Raw genomic sequence first — 19,852 nt, forward strand, 5'->3', positions numbered from 1 at the left:
TAGGGTCAAGTATAACATATGGAATCCGGGTTCTTTCTATTCAGAATAAATTCCCAATAGTAAAAATGTATATTTTTCGCACGTTATGAGCTTCTTGGGTTATATTTGTCTGTCCTTGATTATATGGCTGCTGAGCTTTAAATGCATTTGATAACAAACATAGTAAATTCTGTATGGATATAAAGATGTTAGCTATAGAAAATAGTCGCAGTAAAGCTAAGTGATTGTTATAATCGACTTATAGAGAGTAAATCCGCGTATTTTTATTATAAAAAAATTGACGTTATCATATTGATTTATAAAGTATTTTTTGATTTTTTATTGGGTTTTGTCAGTGTATGACACCCATTCTCTAAAAGCCAGGTTTGAAATGTTGATGCTGTGACGGAGGAGAGTTCTATTTCTAGTACTCTATTGGTATCCTTAACTAGAGCTTAGAACATATTACCGCATGGTAAATAAAGTACATTTTTAATTAAAAAGTGTATTCATTGTTTTTTTAAACCACGTAGTATCACCTGCAACATTTCGTCTGTAAGTGTTACTCTCTTTTTTGGAGAATTGTTCTTTGATTAGCGTTTTTCTTGTTGATGACCATGAACTGGTGCGGGCAGGGATACAGCGCATTCTCGACGATATCAAAGGCCTTAAGGTCGTTGGTGAGGCTCAATGTGGCGAAGATGCTGTAAGATGGTGCCGCAGTAATCGTGTTGATGTCGTCTTAATGGATATGAATATGCCTGGGATCGGCGGCCTTGAAGCCACACGCAAAATCGTACGATTTTCTCCCGAAATAAAGGTTATAATGCTGACTATATACACAGAGAACCCTTTGCCTGCTAAAGTTATGCAGGCTGGTGCGGCAGGCTACTTAAGTAAAGGTGCCACACCTCAGGAGGTTATCTATGCGATTCGGTCCGTTCATGCTGGTAAACGTTATATTGCTTCCGATATTGCACAACAGATGGCGTTGAGTCAGTTAGAGCCACAGACCGAAACGCCGCTGGAACGCCTGTCTGAACGAGAATTGCAAATTATGCTGATGATCACCAAAGGGCAGAAAGTGACGGAGATTTCCGATCAACTTAATCTGAGCCCTAAAACCGTGAATAGCTATCGTTATCGAATGTTCAACAAGCTGAACATTAATGGTGATGTAGAGCTGACCCATCTGGCAATTCGACACGGCCTGTTTAATGCGGAGACATTGATTAGCAGTGAGTGAATGTTTTGATTCCCTGGCGTTCCTGAAGACGGTAACCAGTCGACCTGGGGTTTATCGTATGTATGATGCCAGTAATACGGTGATCTATGTCGGCAAGGCAAAAGATTTAAAAAAACGTCTTTCCAGTTATTTCCGCAGTCATGTTCCCAGTCGTAAAACCGAGGCTTTGGTTCGAAGTATTTATCAGATCGATGTCACGATCACTCACACTGAAACTGAAGCTTTACTGCTGGAACATAATTACATCAAGCTATATCAACCGCGTTATAACGTGCTGCTGCGGGATGATAAATCCTATCCGATGATTTTTTTGAGCGCAGATATTCATCCACGTCTGTCGGTGCATCGTGGTGCTAAGCATGCCAAAGGAGAGTATTTCGGACCGTTTCCTAATGGAAACGCTGTACGTGAAACTTTAATGCTATTGCAAAAGTTGTTTCCAGTCCGTCAGTGTGAAAACAGCGTGTACCGCAATCGTTCCCGTCCTTGTCTACAATATCAGATTGGTCGTTGTCTTGGGCCGTGTGTGGCCGGGCTGGTAAGTGAGGCAGAATATCTGCAGCAAGTTGAATATGTTCGCCTGTTTTTGTCTGGCAAAGATCAACAGGTATTGACCAAGTTAATTGAACGCATGGAATTGGCAAGCCGGAGTTTGAAGTTTGAAGAGGCAGCTCGTATTCGTGATCAAATTCAAGCAGTACGTCGGGTAACGGAAAAACAGTTTGTCTCCGGTGATGGCGACGATCTGGATGTAATTGGTGTTGCTTTTGATACGGGTATGGCATGTGTTCATGTGCTTTTTATCCGTCAGGGGAAGGTATTGGGAAGCCGTAGTTATTTTCCGAGAGTCCCTGGAGGAACCGAGCTGGGAGAGGTGGTGCAGACATTTGTCGGGCAGTTTTATTTGCAAGGTAGTTTATCCCGGACTTTACCGACGGAAATATTGCTGGATTTCACACTTCCCGATCAACAGCTTCTCACGGAATCTTTGACGGATATTGCCGGACGTAAAGTACAAATTCAGAGCAAACCCCGTGGTGACAGAGCCCGCTATCTCAAGCTGGCGCGCACAAATGCAAGAACTGCACTGGTAACCAGACTTTCTCAGCAGTCGACTATCCATCAGCGATTGACCGCACTAGCCAATGTACTCAAGCTGCCAAAAATCCAACGGATGGAGTGTTTTGACATTAGCCATACGATGGGGGAACAAACGGTAGCATCATGTGTGGTTTTTGATGCCAATGGTCCACTACGTTCAGAATATCGCCGCTATAATATTACCGGAATTACACCGGGAGATGATTATGCGGCGATGACTCAGGTACTGAGGCGTCGCTACGACAAGGCGTGGGATGAGAGTAAGATTCCGGATGTCATCATTATTGATGGCGGAAAAGGTCAGTTAGGGCAGGCGAAAGCCGTTTTTGACTCTTTAGAGGTTCCTTGGGACAAAAGTAAGCCGTTACTGTTAGGGGTTGCGAAAGGCAGTGATCGTAAGGCCGGGCTGGAAACGTTGTTCTTTGAAGCGACAGGTGATGGTATTGCCTTACCGTCAGACTCGCCCGCTTTGCACGTTATCCAACATATTCGTGATGACTCGCATGATCACGCCATTAGTGGACATCGTAAGAAAAGGGCAAAAGTGAAAAGCACCAGCACGCTTGAAACTATTGAAGGTGTTGGCCCGAAACGTCGCCAGATGCTCCTGAAGTACATGGGAGGACTGCAACCTTTAATGAATGCCAGTATTGAGGAGATTGCTAATGTGCCGGGAATTTCACATGCATTGGCAGAAAAAATCTTCTATGCATTGAAACACTAGGGACAATGTAGCAACATACTCACAATATCACTCCAGCCAACAGTGACTTAAGCGCTATGCAATTTAATATACCTACGTGGCTTACCCTGTTTCGTATTGCTTTGATTCCTTTCTTTGTGCTGGCGTTTTATCTTCCATTCGCCTGGGCACCCATGGTTTGTGCCATTATTTTTGTGTGTGCAGCCGTTACTGATTGGTTTGATGGCTTTCTCGCCCGACGTTGGAAACAAACTACCCGGTTCGGTGCTTTTTTAGATCCCGTAGCCGATAAGGTGATGGTTGCAGTCGCACTGGTACTGGTTGCCGAACATTACCATTCATGGTGGATTACGTTACCGGCTGCTACCATGATCGCGCGTGAGATAATTATCTCTGCATTACGTGAATGGATGGCTGAGATTGGTAAACGAAGCAGTGTGGCTGTTTCCTGGATCGGCAAAGTCAAGACTATGGCGCAGATGATCGCGTTACTTGGATTGCTATGGCGTCCTGAGCGCATTGTTGAAGGTATCGGTGTGATTGCGCTATACATTGCGGCAGTGCTTACTTTCTGGTCAATGTTTCAGTATTTGAACGCTGCACGTCACGATTTGTTTGAACATTGATCGGGACGCCTTAAAAAACAGCAAACAGATAGAGTTGGTTGATAATTTTATTGACTCACTGCGTCAGGTAAGTAGAATGCACCGCATCGACAGCGGCGCTGTTTATTGGAACGTTTTGATAAACAAAGTATTCTGTTCGTTGCGGGAATAGCTCAGTTGGTAGAGCACGACCTTGCCAAGGTCGGGGTCGCGAGTTCGAGTCTCGTTTCCCGCTCCAATTTTATCCTATAGTAGCTGCAAATATTTTAAGGTAAGGCGCGTTGGCAGAGTGGCCATGCAGCGGATTGCAAATCCGCCTACCTCGGTTCGACTCCGGGACGCGCCTCCAAATTTTCGGCCCAGGTGGTGGAATCGGTAGACACAAGGGATTTAAAATCCCTCGGCGTACGCGCTGTGCGGGTTCAAGTCCCGCCCTGGGCACCATTACAAAAATAGCTTTAAATTCAAGTTACTACAAAAATTATAGCCGCTCATGAAGCGGTTTTTTTGTGCCTGTAAAATGCCAAGTGGCAGCAAAAATGACTATATTTTGTCTACACAGAGTCAGAGCAACAAGAAGCCAACTAAATGTGGGCTTCTTGCGATGGAGTAAGTTTGTCAAAAATTACCGTCGATACGGTAGTGTTTTTTAGAGATGCCCTTCGTTATTCATTAATCAGTTTGATCTGCGCTGTCTCGGATAAGGTGTCACCACCGTCACCAACAGCCATCTGAGAGCTGGCAAGACGACTACCCAGTACGGTGGCTTTCGCCAGTTTCGCCGCGCCGACATTTGTCAATAGAGCAAAGTATTTTGTACTCATATAACCTACTTATACAACTGTGATTGGAAATGATGCTGGTGTACAACACTAGTGAAAGGAATCAGGATCGGAAGTTTGTTTGTTACTAAGCGAACAAAATAATGATGTCTGTTGGTTGTAGTGAGGACACGTAATTCGCGTTTACAGTCGTATGGCGCAACAAGAATATTCAGTGGATTGTTCTTTAAATAGTGGATATAAAGCGTACTAAAGGCTCTAAGCGTTTTTACAACACAGCGCTATCGTGCGTGATGCATAGGTATGCACTGGGCTCAGTGCGAGAGTGCGAGATGATTAGACCATTCATCAGTGAGGATAATAGGGTGATAGATGCAGAAGATAAGCATAGACAGTTTCCGGGATCAGTGGTTTGAGTATTTCTTCTATATAGTGCGTCACATAAGAAAATCCTGTGAGTATTGAATCTTCGATGGTGAGAAAGCCGTATATTATCAATACGGCGATAAGCCATCGTGATCTCCGCGTTCTGCCGGGTTGATGAATGCTTTATTATAGGTGTTCCAGCCACTATTTTATTGAGTTGTGTTGGAAGCATTGTGTTGTGCGTCATAGTGAGGTATTACACTATAAAGTGTGGGCTATTGGGTGTTGTAGTCACCGCCATATGGATTGAGCTAGACATGTGTCATTTAATAGACAAATGAAAAGGAGTAACTATGTCAGTTTCTGCAAGAAATCAATTAACAGGTATTGTTTCAGGTGTTATTCCTGGGGCGATTAATAATGAGGTTATACTGACGCTGGATGGCGGAGAGCAACTGGCAACCGTGATTACCAAGGCGAGTTGTGACTCTTTGGGCTTAGCTCCGGGTAAAACGGCGATCGCTTTGATCAAAGCGCCTTGGGTTATCTTGGCATCGGTGGATTGTGGGTTGAATTTTTCAGCGCGTAATCAGTTTGCAGGGACAGTGAAACATGTTATTAAAGGTGCGGTGAATTCTACAGTGCATATCGAAACTGTTAATGGATTAAAACTGACATCTAATATCACTAATGAAAGCATAGATGAAATGGCAATTGCGAAAGGAAGCGAAGTGATTGCTTTAATTAAAGCATCTAATGTGATTTTAGCGACCCCAAAATAATATTTTCTGGCGTTGTTTATTTTAATGATGAACTCTGATATTCCCTGATATGTTATCGGGGAATTTATTTATCAATATACCTGTTATAACTCAAATATGTTGTAATGATGATTCTCAATATAGGCACGATCACTTCTTTATGTATTTTGATGGTTACTGTCATAAGAGTCAGAATACATTTTACCCTTATCAAGAACGTTAATATAGTGATGGGGACACGATATGAAATGTATTTCATCGGAACGAAAAGTCCCGCCGCATTGACCAAAATGTTGCCACGTATAACGTGAATGTTACCTCAGTTGCGCAAATGAATGGGGATATTGAAAGTGACTTTATATCGCTGGTGTCATCAGGCAAAAGCAGAGGGGAAAATAGAAAATAGTGTCGGGTGCAGACAAAACAGCAACCATGGTCAGCACAAGGCCACCACAAGCCGCGGGAGATTCACTCGGTTGTCGTCTTCCTGTACTGGGTATATATTCAGTATTATGTGAGTGGTAACATCGATGGCGGATTTTCATAATGCAGAGTGTCTGTTATCGTCGTCCTGGTTTTGTCGTTTTTTCATCAGGTATCCCCGGCTATGAGCAAAGTATTTAAACTGTATTCGGATTTTCAACCCGCAGGCGATCAACCTGAGGCTATTCACCGGTTGGAGGAAGGGCTGGAGGATGGGTTGGCGCATCAGACCTTGTTGGGGGTAACGGGGTCCGGTAAGACGTTCACTATTGCCAACGTGGTTGCGGATCTCAACCGCCCGACGATGGTGCTGGCGCCGAACAAGACGTTGGCGGCCCAGCTTTATAGTGAAATGAAATCGTTTTTCCCGGACAACGCCGTGGAATATTTCGTTTCTTATTATGATTACTATCAACCCGAAGCCTATGTCCCGAGTTCGGATACCTTCATTGAGAAAGACGCTTCGGTCAACGAACATATTGAACAGATGCGGCTATCCGCTACCAAAGCGTTGCTGGAACGGCGCGATGTTGTCGTGGTGGCATCGGTATCAGCGATTTATGGTCTGGGTGATCCAGATCTTTATCTGAAGATGATGCTACATCTGACTCAAGGTATGTTGATTGACCAGCGAGCCATTTTGCGTCGGTTGTCCGAATTGCAGTACGCCCGTAATGATCAGGTTTTTCAGCGCGGCACGTTTCGTGTCCGGGGCGATGTTATCGATATTTTCCCGGCTGAATCGGATGAAGTTGCGCTGCGCATCGAACTATTTGATGAAGAAGTGGAGCGGTTGTCGCTGTTTGATTCACTCACCGGGCAGATCATGCAAAATGTGCCACGCTACACCATTTATCCCAAGACACATTATGTGACGCCGCGCGAACGTATTCTGCAAGCGATGGAAGATATAAAGGTTGAGCTGGTTGACCGTCGTAAGGTGTTGCTGGAAAACAATAAATTGGTAGAAGAGCAACGTCTGAGCCAGCGAACCCAATTTGATCTGGAGATGATGAATGAACTGGGTTATTGCTCAGGGATTGAAAACTACTCACGCTTCCTCTCTGGTCGCGGTCCGGGCGAGCCGCCTCCTACCTTATTTGACTATCTGCCAGCCGATGGTTTGTTGGTCATTGACGAATCACACGTGACCATTCCGCAACTGGGGGGAATGTACCGTGGCGATCGGGCGCGTAAAGAGACACTGGTGGAGTACGGTTTTCGTCTGCCGTCGGCGTTGGATAACCGGCCGATGCGGTTTGAGGAGTTTGAGTCGCTGGCGCCGCAAACCATCTACGTTTCGGCGACGCCAGGTAAGTACGAGCTGGAAAAATCCGGTGGTGAGGTGATCGATCAAGTCGTGCGTCCTACTGGTTTGTTGGATCCGGAAATTGAAATCCGACCAGTAACGACGCAGGTGGATGACCTGTTGTCGGAAATCCATAAACGCGCCGCCATTAATGAGCGGGTGCTGGTCACCACACTGACCAAACGCATGGCGGAGGATTTGACTGAGTATCTGGAAGAGCATGGCGAACGGGTGCGCTATCTTCACTCTGATATCGACACGGTTGAACGGGTGGAAATCATCCGGGATCTGCGATTGGGTGAGTTTGATGTGCTAGTGGGGATTAACCTGTTGCGGGAAGGACTGGATATCCCGGAAGTATCTCTGGTGGCAATCCTGGATGCCGATAAGGAGGGTTTCCTGCGCTCCGAGCGTTCACTGATTCAGACCATTGGCCGTGCTGCCCGTAATCTTAAGGGGCGAGCTATTCTTTACGCGGATAAAATCACGCCGTCGATGGAGAGGGCGATTAGTGAAACGCAGCGCCGCCGCGAAAAACAGCGGGAATATAATGAAAAACATGGCATTACCCCACAGGGTCTTAATAAGAAAGTTGGCGATATATTGCAGATTGGTCAGTCTGCACACGGTAGAGGTAAAGGTCGCAGCAGGAAAGCGGCTGAACCGGTAGCCGAGTATCAGCTACTGACGCCGAAAGCGCTGGAGCATAAAATCCACGAACTGGAAAGTAAGATGATGATGCATGCGCAAAACCTGGAATTTGAAGAGGCGGCACAATTGCGTGATCAGGTTCATGCATTACGGGAACAATTTATCGCAGTGTCCTGATTATCTTACTGTCGCTGACAACTCGTCGGCGCTGAATGTGCAAATTTCCAGTAACGGTAACACTCGTTCCAGCGCTTTGCGCAGCAGTTGCCGATCATGATGATGTGGCATATCGGTAGCTTCCAGTGGCTGTTGAATGATAACTCGTCCCGTTATCAGACTGACATCCACTTGTGGGCTAACCACAACAGCGTCAACAATTCTGCGTCCTACTTTGGTTTCAATAATCGACAGCTTTTGCAATAGCGTCAGGTTCGCGGCGGGCTGATTGAGCTCTCTGCTCAGATTACCGATATAGACCATGGGGGCTTGGGTTTGGCGTAGCGCCCAGGTTAGATCGTCCAGCAATAGCAGCGGCATTAGGCTGGTCAGAAAACTGCCAGGGCCGATCAGTATCAAGTCGGCTTCGGCGATGGCCTCTATGGCTTCCGGGGTGGCAGACACTGCTGGATATAACATCAACTCCTGCGGCAAGACAGACAGTTTATCGATTTCCACTTCGCCGTACACCTGATCCCCCTGAGCATCAATCGCCAGCAGATCTGCCGGGTGTTCGGACATGGGGATCAGGGACGCGTCTACGTTGAGCAAATTACGGATCAGATTAATGGCTTCCAGTGGGCGCACACTCAGGTTGTCGAGTGCTTTAAGCATCAGGTTTCCTAAATTATGCCCCGCCAGTTCGCCCTTGCCATGAAAGAGGTATTCAAACATGGCGGAAGCCACGCTAGGTGTGGTGATGAGCTGATTGAGGCAATTACGGGTATCTCCCCAGGCAATGCCGCCCTCGGAACGACGAATCCTGCCCGTTGAACCGCCATTATCGGTCGTGGTGACAATCCCCGTCAGCCGGGAACCCAGAAAGGAGAGCGATGACATCACGCGCCCCAGTCCATGTCCACCACCTAAAGCCACCACGCGATCAAGGTCAGTCAACGTGCGATTACTCATAGATACCCTTATCGAATTTATGTAAAAAATGGCGCGATGATATATATCAGAAAGGGGACTGAATCTGAATCAGAGTCGACTGTTTATTTACTATAAGTCGATGTGCTGAATAACCCTTGATATAACCTTAGACAATTTGTTACCAGCCGCGCGAATTTTTAACATAAATAGAGTGATTATGATCGTGAGTACAAAAATGGAAAATGTCGTGCAGAGCATGACCTGAAACAAACCGAGAGCAGTTTTTTTCGGTATGCTATCAGAACATAAAGTGAAGAAAATCCGTTATATACAAAACTATATATCGTATTTTCAGTGACTATCAGTCGATTTTGGCGATAGACTTTACGATGTAATCAAGGTTCTGTGGTGACATCTGTCAAGACAGTTGCTATAGGATCAAACTCCTAGCCTTGGTGCCTACGTTATGTATGAGTTCGCATAATAGGGTGCCCTGGCCGTGGCTCTTGTGGTCACCAGGGTGCAGGGTAGAAATGCCGGCATCTCCCGTATTTGGAAAGGTGTTTATGGCGAGTCAACTGACTGATGCGTTTGCGCGCAAGTTTTATTATCTGCGTTTGTCGATTACGGATGTTTGCAATTTTCGTTGTACCTACTGCCTGCCTGATGGTTACCAGTCCCATGGACTTAACCCCCACACTTTTTTATCGCTAGATGAAATTCGCCGTGTCAGCCGCGCTTTTGCGGAACTAGGTACGGAAAAGGTGCGTTTAACCGGCGGTGAACCGTCACTGCGCCGTGATTTTGTCGACATCATTGCTGCAATCCGTGAAAACCCGGCTATTCGCACGCTAGCGGTCACCACCAATGGTTATCGGCTGACGCGTGATGTGGCCCAATGGCGTGATGCGGGACTGACAGCACTGAATGTCAGCGTGGACAGCCTTGATGCCCGTCAGTTTCATGCCATTACCGGGCAGGACAAATTTCGTCAGGTCATGGCGGGTATTGATGCGGCGTTTGCCTGCGGGTTCAGTAAGGTCAAGGTCAATACCGTATTGATGCGGGATGTCAATGACGGCAGCCTGGATACGTTTCTGGCCTGGATTAAACCGCGACCGATCCAACTGAGGTTTATCGAATTGATGGAAACCGGGGATGGGCGGGAGCTGTTTCGCCGTCACCATGTTTCCGGTGAAGTGCTCCGCGATCGCCTGTTATTGCAAGGCTGGCAGCGGCAAGAACGTCAACGCAGCGATGGCCCGGCACAAGTGTTTTGCCATCCTGATTATCAAGGTGAAATTGGCCTGATCATGCCATATGAGAAAGATTTCTGTCAGAGTTGTAATCGGCTGCGGGTTTCAGCGATCGGTAACCTTCATTTGTGCCTGTTTGGCGAACAGGGAATCCCATTACGCGATCTGCTGGCCGATGACGGGCAGCTTGACGATTTGAAGATGCGGATTTCCGGTGGGTTGCTGACGAAAAAGCAGGCCCATTTCCTGCATGATGGTAATAGCGGTATCACGCAGAATCTGTCCTTTATTGGCGGTTGATACTGTCGTTCATTGATTCGAAGGAGCCAGTTATGAGTAAGGTCAGCAGTGAGTTTATCCCGTTGCGTATTGCCGTGCTGACGGTCTCCGCGCATCGTACCGAGGCTGATGATACCTCGGGAGATTATCTGCGCGAAGTGGCGCAGGATGCCGGCCATCAGATGATTGCCAGCGCGATAGTAAAAGAGAACCTGTACCAGATTCGTGCCCAGATTTCTGCCTGGATCGCCAGTTATGATGTGCAGGTGATTCTGATCAATGGCGGAACCGGGTTTACACCGGGTGATGTGGTGCCAGAGGCCATCAGCGTTTTGTTTGATCGTGAAATTGAAGGCTTTGGTGAATTGTTCCGTATGGCATCGTATGAAGAGATCGGTACTGCGACCATTCAGTCGCGGGCGATTGCCGGGCTGGCAAATCGTACAGTGATATTTGCCATGCCGGGGTCGAGCAAAGCCTGTCGTACCGCCTGGGAACGCATCATTCAGGAACAGCTAGATGCACGCCAGAAACCCTGCAATGTCCATCCACATCTGAAGAAATAGCGGTAACTATGACACAACTGATGCAGACACAACTGACTCACATTAATGCCGCAGGAGAAGCCATCATGGTGGATGTTTCCGCCAAGGCGGAGACAGTACGGGAAGCCCGCGCCGAGGCATTCGTGGAAATGGCACCGCAGACGCTGGCCATGATTATCGATGGCCGTCATCACAAAGGGGATGTGTTTGCTACCGCCCGTATCGCGGGAATTCAGGCGGCAAAACGGACCTGGGAGTTAATTCCGCTATGCCATCCTCTATTATTGAGTAAGGTCGCGGTGGAACTGGAAGCTCAACCCGAGCACAATCGGGTGCGCATTGAATCGGTGTGTCGTCTGACCGGTAAGACCGGTGTGGAAATGGAAGCGCTGACGGCGGCATCTGTGGCGGCGCTGACTATCTATGACATGTGCAAGGCGGTACAAAAAGATATGGTGATTGGCCCGGTACGGCTGTTGGCGAAGAGTGGGGGTAAATCCGGCGATTTTAAGGCGGACGTAGCATGATTAATGTACTGTTTTTTGCGCAAGTTCGGGAATTGGCCGGGACTGGGCAACTTGCTCTGCCTGCCGACTATGCCACGGTTGAGATGTTGCGCCAGGCATTGTGTGAGCAAGGGGAGCGCTGGGCGCTGGCGCTGGAGGAGGGCAAGCTGCTGGCGGCGGTGAATCAGTCGCTGGTGGACATGCACCATCCGTTGCAGGATGGGGATGAAGTGGCGTTTTTCCCGCCAGTGACGGGAGGCTGATGATGGAACAGACACGCATTCATGTAGGCGAAGCCGGGTTTAATGTCGGTGAAGAGTATGACTGGCTGGCCCAGTGTGACGAAGATGGTGCCGTGGTCACGTTTACCGGCAAAGTGCGTAATCACAATTTAGGTGAACACGTCAGTGCGTTGACGCTGGAGCATTATCCCGGCATGACGGAAAAAGCACTGGCGGACATCGTGGCTGAGGCCCGTTCCCGCTGGCCGTTACAGCGTGTCAGTGTCATTCATCGTATCGGAGCGCTTTATCCTGGCGATGAAATCGTGTTTGTCGGTGTGACCGGCGCGCATCGCAGTACTGCCTTTGATGCCGCTCAGTTCATTATGGACTATTTGAAAACCCGCGCCCCATTCTGGAAACGAGAAGCGACGCCAGAGGGTGATCGCTGGATCGAGTCTCATGATAGTGACAAACAGGCTGCCGAACGCTGGTGATGTCAGTGCAAGGTGCGGGTGGCCGGCCAAATATATGTTGTGGCGAATGACCGTCAGTAGTCATCAGCACTACGATCATGCACACATCGTTCTGATCTATTGCGGGGCAGAGCGGCTAAGTCTGCCGAGGATATCTCAATTCAGAGATTATCTCTGCGAGCAGGTCTTTGGGGTTACCTATTGCTGTGGTATTTTGTGTTAAGCTATGGACGAAGAGGTGGGCTCATCGAGTCCCGTGTGTTTCACTTAAAGTAAAGGTAGCATCATGGATCGATATCCACGTTCCAACGATTCGATTGTCCAGCGGGTTGGCACCGGTATACAAGCCTATATGGCGCAGGTGTATGGCTGGATGACCTGTGGCCTGTTGCTGACGGCGTTTGTCGCCTGGTATACAGCACATACGCCTGCGGTACTCCATCTGGTATTTTCCAGTCAGATCACCTTTTTTGGTTTGATCATTGCGCAACTGGGGCTGGTATTTGTGATTTCTGGCATGGTGCAGCGCCTTAGCGGTGCAGTGGCCACCAGCCTGTTTATGCTTTATTCCGCGCTGACCGGTCTGACTATCTCCAGTATTTTTATTCTTTATTCCGGTGCATCCATCGCCAGTACGTTTTTGATTACGGCGGGCATGTTTGGTGCCATGAGCCTGTATGGTTATACCACCAAACGTGATTTGAGCGGTATGGGCAGCATGCTGTTTATGGCGCTGATTGGTATTGTGCTGGCTTCGGTAGTGAATTTTTGGCTGAAGAGTGAAGCGCTGATGTGGGCGGTGACCTATATCGGTGTGATTGTGTTCGTGGGCCTGACCGCTTATGACACTCAGAAACTGAAAAACATTGGTGAACAGCTTTCTGAAGATGATAAAGATAGCTTCCGCAAATACTCCATTGTGGGGGCGTTGACACTGTATCTGGACTTCATCAACCTGTTCCTGATGTTGTTGCGTATTTTTGGCAATCGCCGCTGATGACCGAGTCATTGTGATGAAAATGGGGCCAATCGGCCCCATTTTTTTGGTATGACCCAGCATTATATTTCTTTATTGTCGGTTTCAATATGCTCTGGTTTCATCTCTTTCAACGTGGCTGGTTGTGATGAGCTAACCAGCGATAACCGGGGAACATGTGCCGGGAACCAGCCGACCATCGCCGGGAAATGGCGTAGAAAATGGAATACCACGACATTTTTGATGAACTGCCAGTGAGTGCGTTTAGGCAACTGATCGGCATCAATCAGATGGCAATCGTCATTGATGATTTGCTGAAGATTGTCGCGGAGCTGCTGGTTGAAGTCGCGATCATAAATGAACAGATTCGCCTCCAGATTCAGCGCCAGGCTTAACGGGTCGAGGTTACTGGAACCGACGGTGGTCCAATGGTCGTCCTGAACGGCAACTTTGCCGTGTAAGGGGCGACGCTGATACTCATAGATTTCTACCCCGGCAGCCATCAGATAGCGATAAAGCAGGCGCGCGCCTGTCCGGACGATAGGAATGTCGGGGTGCCCCTGAATGATCAGTTTGACTCTCACGTCGCGCCGTGAAGCGCTACGCATGGCCCGCAGTAACCGGTAGCCAGGGAAAAAGTAGGCGTTGGCAATAATGATTTCGCGTTTGGCCTGGCGCAGCATATACAGATAATGTTTTTCGATATCGTTACGGTGCTCGCCGTTATCCCGATAAACGAACAAGGCCTGCGCATCGCCGGGGTTTTTATTGCGAATCGGACGACGAAATCGGCGTCGCCACCATTGCCGCGGCTCCTTTTTACCAGACAGCATCGCGAGCGCGTTGCGATAGATGTCATCCACGATCGGACCTCGGACTTTCACTGCATAATCCTGCTTGGCTTCTGGACCATAATCGATCATCTGTTCAGCGGAATAATTAATCCCACCGATGTAGGCCATTTCACCGTCAACAACCACGATTTTGCGATGTAGGCGACGAAACAGATTGGTTCTCATGCCAAAGAAGCGTGGCTGTGGATCGTAGAAGCGCACGCGCACGCCAGCGTTAATCAGGGGGGCAAGAAACACGGTGGATAAATCATGGGAACCGTAGTCATCCACCGTAACATCGATACTGACGCCATTTTGCGCGGCAGTGAGCAAGGCAGATTGCAATTGATATCCCACATTGTCTTCATGCCAGATGAATGTTTCCAGTATTACCCGACTACGGGCCTGGCGAATGGCAGTAAACACACTGGGGTAAAATTCGTCACCGTTCACCAGCAGTTCAATCTGGTTGTCGTCGCGCCACGCCATTTTCATCAGTTGTGTTCCTGCTATGGTCAGTGTTGTCAGTATGCCGCACCGTGCATTGTATTTGTTATGTGTTTTATGCAATTTTGCGTCGGAACATCCAGTAGGCCACACTGCCCGTCGTGGCGGTGATCACCAGCAACGGCCACAGGCTATGCCAGATAATGGCAAAGCTGGCATCTTTCAGATAAATCTGTTTGGTGATGTCGGTAAAATGTCGGATAGGGTTAATCCAGGTGATGTTTTGCAGCCATTGCGGCATGTTTTCCACCGGTGAAACATAACCGGAGAGCAGAATTGCTGGCATCATAAAGACAAATACCCCGATAAACGCCTGCTGTTGAGTAGAGCACAGCGAGGAGATCAGCAGGCCGAATCCGACCAGCGACAACCCGTAAATCAGCATAGAGGCATAAAATAGCAGTAACGAGCCGGCAAACGGAATGCGATACGCCAGAATGCCTGCCGCCAGCACAATCGAGGCTTGAAACGTGGCGACAATCAGTGCGGGTATGGCCTTACCGACGAAAATTTGCCAGGTGGAGAGTGGTGAAACCAGTAACTGTTCCAGCGTTCCCTGCTCACGTTCTCTGGCCACGGAAAGGGATGTTACAATCAGCACGCCAATGGTGGTGATCATGGCGATAAGTGATGGCACTACAAACCATTTGTAATTCAGATTGGGATTGTACCAGTTACGCACGACCAGCTCGCTGTTGTTAAGGCGGGTTTGCTCGCTTGTCAGCTCCAACTGGTAATTCCGCACGATGTGTTGTACATCGTTGGCGGCAATCTGGGCGCTGTTAGAGTGTCGGCCATCCAGTATTACCTGAAGTGTGGTGCTGTTGCCGCTGGCCAGATTGCGGGAAAACTGCGGAGGAAAGCGGATCAGCAGTAAAGCCCGCTGGTTATCCAATGTGGGGGCTATCTCCTGTGGGCTGTGTAACATCACCACATGGGAAAAGGCCTTGGCTTCGGCAAACCGCTGCGTCAGTTCCACTGCCGCCTGGCCGTTATCCTCGCTGTAAATGGCGATGGTGGCGTTGGTCACATCCAACGTAGCTGCAAAGGGGAACAGTACAACCTGAATGATCACCGGCATTATCAAAATGGTACGGGTTTGTGGTTCTCGCAGCAGCGACTGTAATTCCTTTCTTATCAGTGTCCACAGACGATAAAACATAATGGATCCCTAATCCAGCCTGCGCCGGGTTTGCCAGGCGGTCAGACCAATAAAAATGACGGCGGAAGCAATCAGAAATAGCAGGTTGACGACCAGTATGCTGCCGATATTGCCTGCCAGAAACAGGGTTTGCAGCGTACTGACAAAATAGCGGGCCGGTATGAGATAGGACACGGCTCGTACCAGTCCGGGCATACTGTCGATTACAAACACAAATCCTGAGAGCATCACGGCCGGTAAAAAGGCGGCATTCAGCGCCACCATCGCGGCATTGAACTGGTTGCGGGTGAGGGTGGAAATCAGCAGTCCCATCCCCAAAGTACAGGCCAGAAACAGACTGCTGATGACGAACAGCAGCCACAAAGATCCCCGGTACGGTACGCCTAGCACGAACACGGATACCACCATGCACAGCACCATGACGGCCATACCAAGAACATAGTACGGCAACAGTTTGCTTAGCAGAAGTTCGGCACGTGTTACCTGAGTCGACAGCAAGGCTTCCATGGTGCCGCGCTCCCATTCACGGGCAATCACCAAAGACGTCAGAATGGCGCCGATCACCGTCATGATGATGGTAATGGCACCGGGGATAATAAAGTGTTTGCTGATGGCGGCTGGGTTAAACCAGTAGCGTGTCTGTACCTCAATCGGCAATTCGAATTCCTGTCCCCGGTCACTGGCGCGTTGTTGCTGCCAGATTTGCCACACCCCTTCGGCATAGCCTTGTACGAAATTGGCGGTGTTGGGCTCGCTGCCATCCGTGATCACTTGTATCGGCGCACTAACCCTAGGCCGGGCCATCTGTTCGGCAAAGTCGCTGGGAATGACGATCAATCCGCGGATACGGCCTGCCTGCATAAGAGAGATCAGATAGGGTCGATTATCGCTGATAGTGGGTTCCAGATATGGCGATCCGGCAAAGGCACGAACCAGGCTGTGGGCATCGTCACTTTGTTGTTCCACCAAAATGCCGACATGCAGACTGCTGGAATCAAGATTGATGCCATAGCCGAAAATAAATAGCAGCATTAGCGGAATCACAAAGGCGATCAATCCACTGCTGGGATCGCGCAGAATCTGGCGGGTTTCCTTCAGACACAGTGCCCGCAGGCGACGCCAGGAAAAACGGGTGTCATCATGGGGTTGAAACATGGGGCGATTCCTCAGATTCCTCATCATATTCCTGTACCAGCGCGATAAACGCCTGCTCCATTGTGGGATCGGAAAGCGTATCACTGGCGACCTGCTGTTTGAGGTCGTCCGGTGTGCCGTTGGCAATCAGTTTTCCGTGGTAAATCAGTCCGATACGATCACAATATTCAGCCTCATCCATAAAATGGGTGGTTACCATCACCGTGACACCTTTATCCACCATACCGTTAATATGCAGCCAGAACTCCCGGCGGGTGATCGGGTCGACACCGGATGTCGGTTCATCCAGAAACAGAATGTCGGGTTCATGCATCAGGGCGCAGGCTAACGCCAGCCGTTGTTTGAAACCCAGCGGCAATGAGTCGGGAGTCTGGTGGTAAATGGGCCGGAAATTGAAGGCTTCGGTCATTTCCGCCATTTTTTCCTGTTGCCGCGTGCCGCGCAGGCCATAGACACCGGAAAAAAATCGCAGATTCTGTTCCACCGTCAGGTTGCCGTATAACGAGAATTTTTGCGCCATATAACCCAGATGCTGACGCACCTTTCCAGAACCGGTTTTCAGGTCCATATCCAGCACCAGGGCTTTACCCGACGTGGGTACCAGGAGTCCGCACATCATTTTGAATGTGGTAGATTTTCCCGCGCCATTAGGGCCAAGCAGGCCGAATATTTCTCCGCGTTTTACGCTAAAGTTCACATGATCGGTGGCGGTAAAGTCACCAAATTTTTTTGTTAGTTGTTGAGCTTCAATCACCGTTTCGTCTGCGTGAATCTCAATCTGTGGCATGATTTTTGCCAATGACGACGTTTCAGCCGGGCCACCGCCCAATAGGTCGATAAACGCATCTTCAAAACGAGGTTCTGTGTTCTCTACACAGTCTGGCGATAACGCCAGTGCCTGAAACAGTGCTTCCCGATCGGCGTCTGGTTTCAGGATCAACCGGACAGAGCGTCCCTGGATCACCCCGTCACTGACCTGTGGCTGACACAGTGCCTTTTGCAGTAACTGCCGATGGCTGCCGGTCATACTATTGACCAATATACTGCGACCGGACATTTTTTGGGTGAGATCCTGCGGTGGGCCACGATATAAGAGTTCACCTTCATTAAGCAGCAGAATATCGCGGCACTGTTCGGCTTCATCCAGATATGAGGTGCTCCATAAAATCAACATACCGTCGTCAGCGAGTTCATGCACCATCCGCCACAACTCACGTCGGGAGATAGGGTCGACACCCACACCGGGTTCATCCAGGAGTAGCACATTGGGTTGACCCAACAGCGTACAGGCCAGCCCCAGTTTCTGTTTCATGCCACCAGAGAGTTTGCCCGCCAGCCGTTTAGTAAAGTGAGTGAGATCGGTAAAGGCCAACAATTGTTCAAATGTCGTACGCCGCTTCTCACCAGTGATGCCACGCAAATCGGCATAGAGCGTCAGGTTTTCTATTACCGTCAAATCTTCATATAACCCGAATTTTTGCGGCATATAACCTAAAATGGCGCGTAGCTGACGATCGTCTGCCACCGGATCCAGTTCCATGACCCGCATAGTGCCCGAACTGGGGGTTAGTAGTCCGGCCAACATGCGCAACAGTGTCGTTTTTCCGGCACCATCCGGCCCCACCAGACCGGTTACTGCACCGCTATCGATCTCTGCTGTCAGACGGGCCAATGCCGGTTTTTCTTGTCCGGGAAAGCTTTTTTCCAGCGCCTCAAAAATGATTCGCGTGGAATTATTTTCCGGCATGCTGACTATCCTGTGCAAAACGTAATGTTACCGGCATTCCCTGGCGTAAGCCGTTGTCCGCATCGTTCACGATGATACGCAAGCGGTATACCAGTGCAGTGCGCAGATCTTCTGTCTCAACATTCTTTGGCGTGAATTCGGCACTGGGAGAAACGAACCCAACTTTACCGTGATAGGGCTTGTCTGGCCGGCCGTCGGTATAAATCAGTACCTCGCGACCCGGCACCGTACGGCCGAGATTGACTTCACTGACGTAAGCGCGGATCCAGACCGGTCGTGTCAGCGACAGTGTAAAGACAGTGCTGCCTGAGCTGAGCATACTGCCCGCTTCGGCGGCGCGGGTAAGGATGACCCCGGCGGAAGGCGAATGCAGATTTGTATCCTGTAAATTCAGTATTGCCTGTGCCTGAACGGCTTCGGCTTGCGCCAGCGAGGCTTCGGACGCTGTTATTTCCTGAGGTCGGTTACCCCGTTCATACTGGCTCAGCTTTTCTAACGCTGCTTGCAGATTAGCCAGGTTCTGATTCTTCGAGGCTCTGGCGTCTTCCAGCGTATCGGCGGAAATAGTGTGCTTTTTCCATAGTTCGAGCTGGCGCTGATAGAAACTGTTGGCATAGTCATAAGCTGCTTTTGTCTGAGCGGCTTGAGAACGCACCTGCGCTATTTCTTCGCTGCGATACCCCTCTTGCAATAACGCCAGTTGTGCCCGGGCATTAGCCACATCCGCTTCGGCCTGATGCAATGCATTCTGGTAGGGAGCGCTGTCCAGTTGCGCCAGCAGTTGTCCTGGTTGGATGGTGTCGCCTTCATCGACTTTCAGATCTGCCAGCCGTCCGTCGACCCGGAATCCCAGATTGACAGTGCGAATGTCCACGTTGCCATAGAGCGTAAGCGGCTGCTCCTGATGCTGGCGATAGAGGGTTACGCCATAAGTAACGGCGACGATCAACACCAGACCAATAATTACCATTATCCCTGTTTTTTTGTTCATGGTTCTCCCGGTACCTCGTTATAACCTTGATAATTCAATCCATTGTTAAGGATTAGTCTGTTAATCAGAATCGGCCGCTATCAGGCTGCATCGGAGAGTAACGACGGGTGACTATGGCACAGG

At 49.2% G+C, this 19,852-nt stretch carries 17 protein-coding genes, 3 tRNA genes, 1 pseudogene and 1 riboswitch; of the genes and pseudogenes, 14 read left to right on the forward strand and 7 right to left on the reverse strand.

The window, feature by feature from the left end:
* The first annotated feature begins 568 nt into the window (after nucleotides 1-568).
* From uvrY to PCO85_08160, 6 genes are all read left to right on the forward strand, one after another.
* Complete coding sequence (uvrY, locus tag PCO85_08135) at nucleotides 569-1,225, forward strand: UvrY/SirA/GacA family response regulator transcription factor (GenBank protein ID WJV55351.1); 657 nt, start codon at nucleotides 569-571, stop codon at nucleotides 1,223-1,225.
* Entirely contained in the window at nucleotides 1,218-3,050 is a 1,833-nt protein-coding gene (gene uvrC, locus PCO85_08140) for an excinuclease ABC subunit UvrC (protein WJV55352.1), read from the forward strand. Before uvrY ends, uvrC begins: the two co-directional genes overlap by 8 nt.
* 56 nt (nucleotides 3,051-3,106) lie before the next feature.
* Complete coding sequence (gene pgsA, locus PCO85_08145; protein ID WJV55353.1) at nucleotides 3,107-3,655, forward strand: CDP-diacylglycerol--glycerol-3-phosphate 3-phosphatidyltransferase; 549 nt, start codon at nucleotides 3,107-3,109, stop codon at nucleotides 3,653-3,655.
* Between the two features lie 141 nt (nucleotides 3,656-3,796).
* Nucleotides 3,797-3,872, forward strand: a tRNA-Gly gene (locus PCO85_08150).
* 37 nt (nucleotides 3,873-3,909) lie between these two features.
* A tRNA-Cys gene (locus PCO85_08155) sits at nucleotides 3,910-3,983 on the forward strand.
* An 8-nt stretch (nucleotides 3,984-3,991) separates the two neighbouring features.
* Nucleotides 3,992-4,078 (forward strand) — tRNA-Leu (locus tag PCO85_08160).
* A 224-nt stretch (nucleotides 4,079-4,302) separates the two neighbouring features.
* On the opposite strand, the pseudogene PCO85_08165 reads toward PCO85_08160, so the two are convergent.
* A pseudogene (locus PCO85_08165) lies at nucleotides 4,303-4,458 on the reverse strand (phage tail protein).
* Nucleotides 4,459-5,135: 677 nt separating this feature from the next.
* Here PCO85_08165 and PCO85_08170 point away from each other — a divergent pair.
* Nucleotides 5,136-5,564, forward strand: a complete 429-nt coding sequence (locus PCO85_08170; protein ID WJV55354.1) for a TOBE domain-containing protein — start codon at nucleotides 5,136-5,138, stop codon at nucleotides 5,562-5,564.
* A gap of 586 nt (nucleotides 5,565-6,150) precedes the next feature.
* Complete coding sequence (gene uvrB, locus PCO85_08175) at nucleotides 6,151-8,163, forward strand: excinuclease ABC subunit UvrB (protein ID WJV55355.1); 2,013 nt, start codon at nucleotides 6,151-6,153, stop codon at nucleotides 8,161-8,163.
* Here the strand turns inward: uvrB and yvcK are convergent, their stop codons facing one another.
* Nucleotides 8,164-9,114 (reverse strand): uridine diphosphate-N-acetylglucosamine-binding protein YvcK, encoded by a 951-nt coding sequence (gene yvcK / locus PCO85_08180; GenBank protein ID WJV55356.1) that lies wholly within the window; start codon nucleotides 9,112-9,114, stop codon nucleotides 8,164-8,166. It lies immediately after the preceding gene.
* A 392-nt stretch (nucleotides 9,115-9,506) separates the two neighbouring features.
* Nucleotides 9,507-9,654: riboswitch (molybdenum cofactor riboswitch) on the forward strand.
* Here yvcK and moaA point away from each other — a divergent pair.
* The 6 genes from moaA (at nucleotide 9,642) to PCO85_08210 (ending at nucleotide 13,355) form a co-directional block, all read left to right on the forward strand.
* Nucleotides 9,642-10,631, forward strand: coding sequence for a GTP 3',8-cyclase MoaA (gene moaA / locus PCO85_08185; GenBank protein ID WJV55357.1), 990 nt, complete (start codon nucleotides 9,642-9,644; stop codon nucleotides 10,629-10,631). It overlaps the preceding riboswitch by 13 nt.
* A gap of 32 nt (nucleotides 10,632-10,663) precedes the next feature.
* The gene (moaB, locus tag PCO85_08190) at nucleotides 10,664-11,176 is read left to right on the forward strand and encodes a molybdenum cofactor biosynthesis protein B (GenBank protein ID WJV55358.1); all 513 of its coding nucleotides are present in this window, start codon (nucleotides 10,664-10,666) and stop codon (nucleotides 11,174-11,176) included.
* An 8-nt stretch (nucleotides 11,177-11,184) separates the two neighbouring features.
* Nucleotides 11,185-11,682 carry a cyclic pyranopterin monophosphate synthase MoaC gene (moaC, locus tag PCO85_08195; GenBank protein WJV55359.1) on the forward strand — a complete coding sequence of 166 codons (498 nt, stop codon included), beginning with the start codon at nucleotides 11,185-11,187 and terminating at the stop codon, nucleotides 11,680-11,682.
* Entirely contained in the window at nucleotides 11,679-11,924 is a 246-nt protein-coding gene (gene moaD, locus PCO85_08200; protein ID WJV55360.1) for a molybdopterin synthase sulfur carrier subunit, read from the forward strand. The genes moaC and moaD overlap by 4 nt, the downstream gene beginning before the upstream one ends.
* A 2-nt stretch (nucleotides 11,925-11,926) precedes the next feature.
* Nucleotides 11,927-12,379, forward strand: coding sequence for a molybdopterin synthase catalytic subunit MoaE (gene moaE, locus PCO85_08205; protein WJV56035.1), 453 nt, complete (start codon nucleotides 11,927-11,929; stop codon nucleotides 12,377-12,379).
* A gap of 265 nt (nucleotides 12,380-12,644) precedes the next feature.
* Complete coding sequence (locus PCO85_08210; protein WJV55361.1) at nucleotides 12,645-13,355, forward strand: Bax inhibitor-1/YccA family protein; 711 nt, start codon at nucleotides 12,645-12,647, stop codon at nucleotides 13,353-13,355.
* A gap of 62 nt (nucleotides 13,356-13,417) precedes the next feature.
* Here PCO85_08210 and clsB read toward each other — a convergent pair whose 3' ends face one another.
* The 5 genes from clsB to hlyD all read right to left on the reverse strand — a co-directional run bounded on the left by clsB (nucleotide 13,418) and on the right by hlyD (nucleotide 19,729).
* Nucleotides 13,418-14,662, reverse strand: coding sequence for a cardiolipin synthase ClsB (gene clsB / locus PCO85_08215; GenBank protein WJV55362.1), 1,245 nt, complete (start codon nucleotides 14,660-14,662; stop codon nucleotides 13,418-13,420).
* Nucleotides 14,663-14,729: 67 nt separating this feature from the next.
* Entirely contained in the window at nucleotides 14,730-15,836 is a 1,107-nt protein-coding gene (locus PCO85_08220; protein WJV55363.1) for an ABC transporter permease, read from the reverse strand.
* A 9-nt stretch (nucleotides 15,837-15,845) separates the two neighbouring features.
* Entirely contained in the window at nucleotides 15,846-17,018 is a 1,173-nt protein-coding gene (locus tag PCO85_08225; protein WJV55364.1) for an ABC transporter permease, read from the reverse strand.
* Nucleotides 16,975-18,738, reverse strand: coding sequence for an ATP-binding cassette domain-containing protein (locus PCO85_08230; GenBank protein ID WJV55365.1), 1,764 nt, complete (start codon nucleotides 18,736-18,738; stop codon nucleotides 16,975-16,977). The genes PCO85_08225 and PCO85_08230 overlap by 44 nt, the downstream gene beginning before the upstream one ends.
* Entirely contained in the window at nucleotides 18,725-19,729 is a 1,005-nt protein-coding gene (gene hlyD, locus PCO85_08235; protein WJV55366.1) for a secretion protein HlyD, read from the reverse strand. The genes PCO85_08230 and hlyD overlap by 14 nt, the downstream gene beginning before the upstream one ends.
* Nucleotides 19,730-19,852: the final 123 nt, after the last annotated feature.

The organism is Prodigiosinella aquatilis (assembly GCA_030388725.1).
Taxonomy (GTDB): domain Bacteria; phylum Pseudomonadota; class Gammaproteobacteria; order Enterobacterales; family Enterobacteriaceae; genus Prodigiosinella; species Prodigiosinella aquatilis.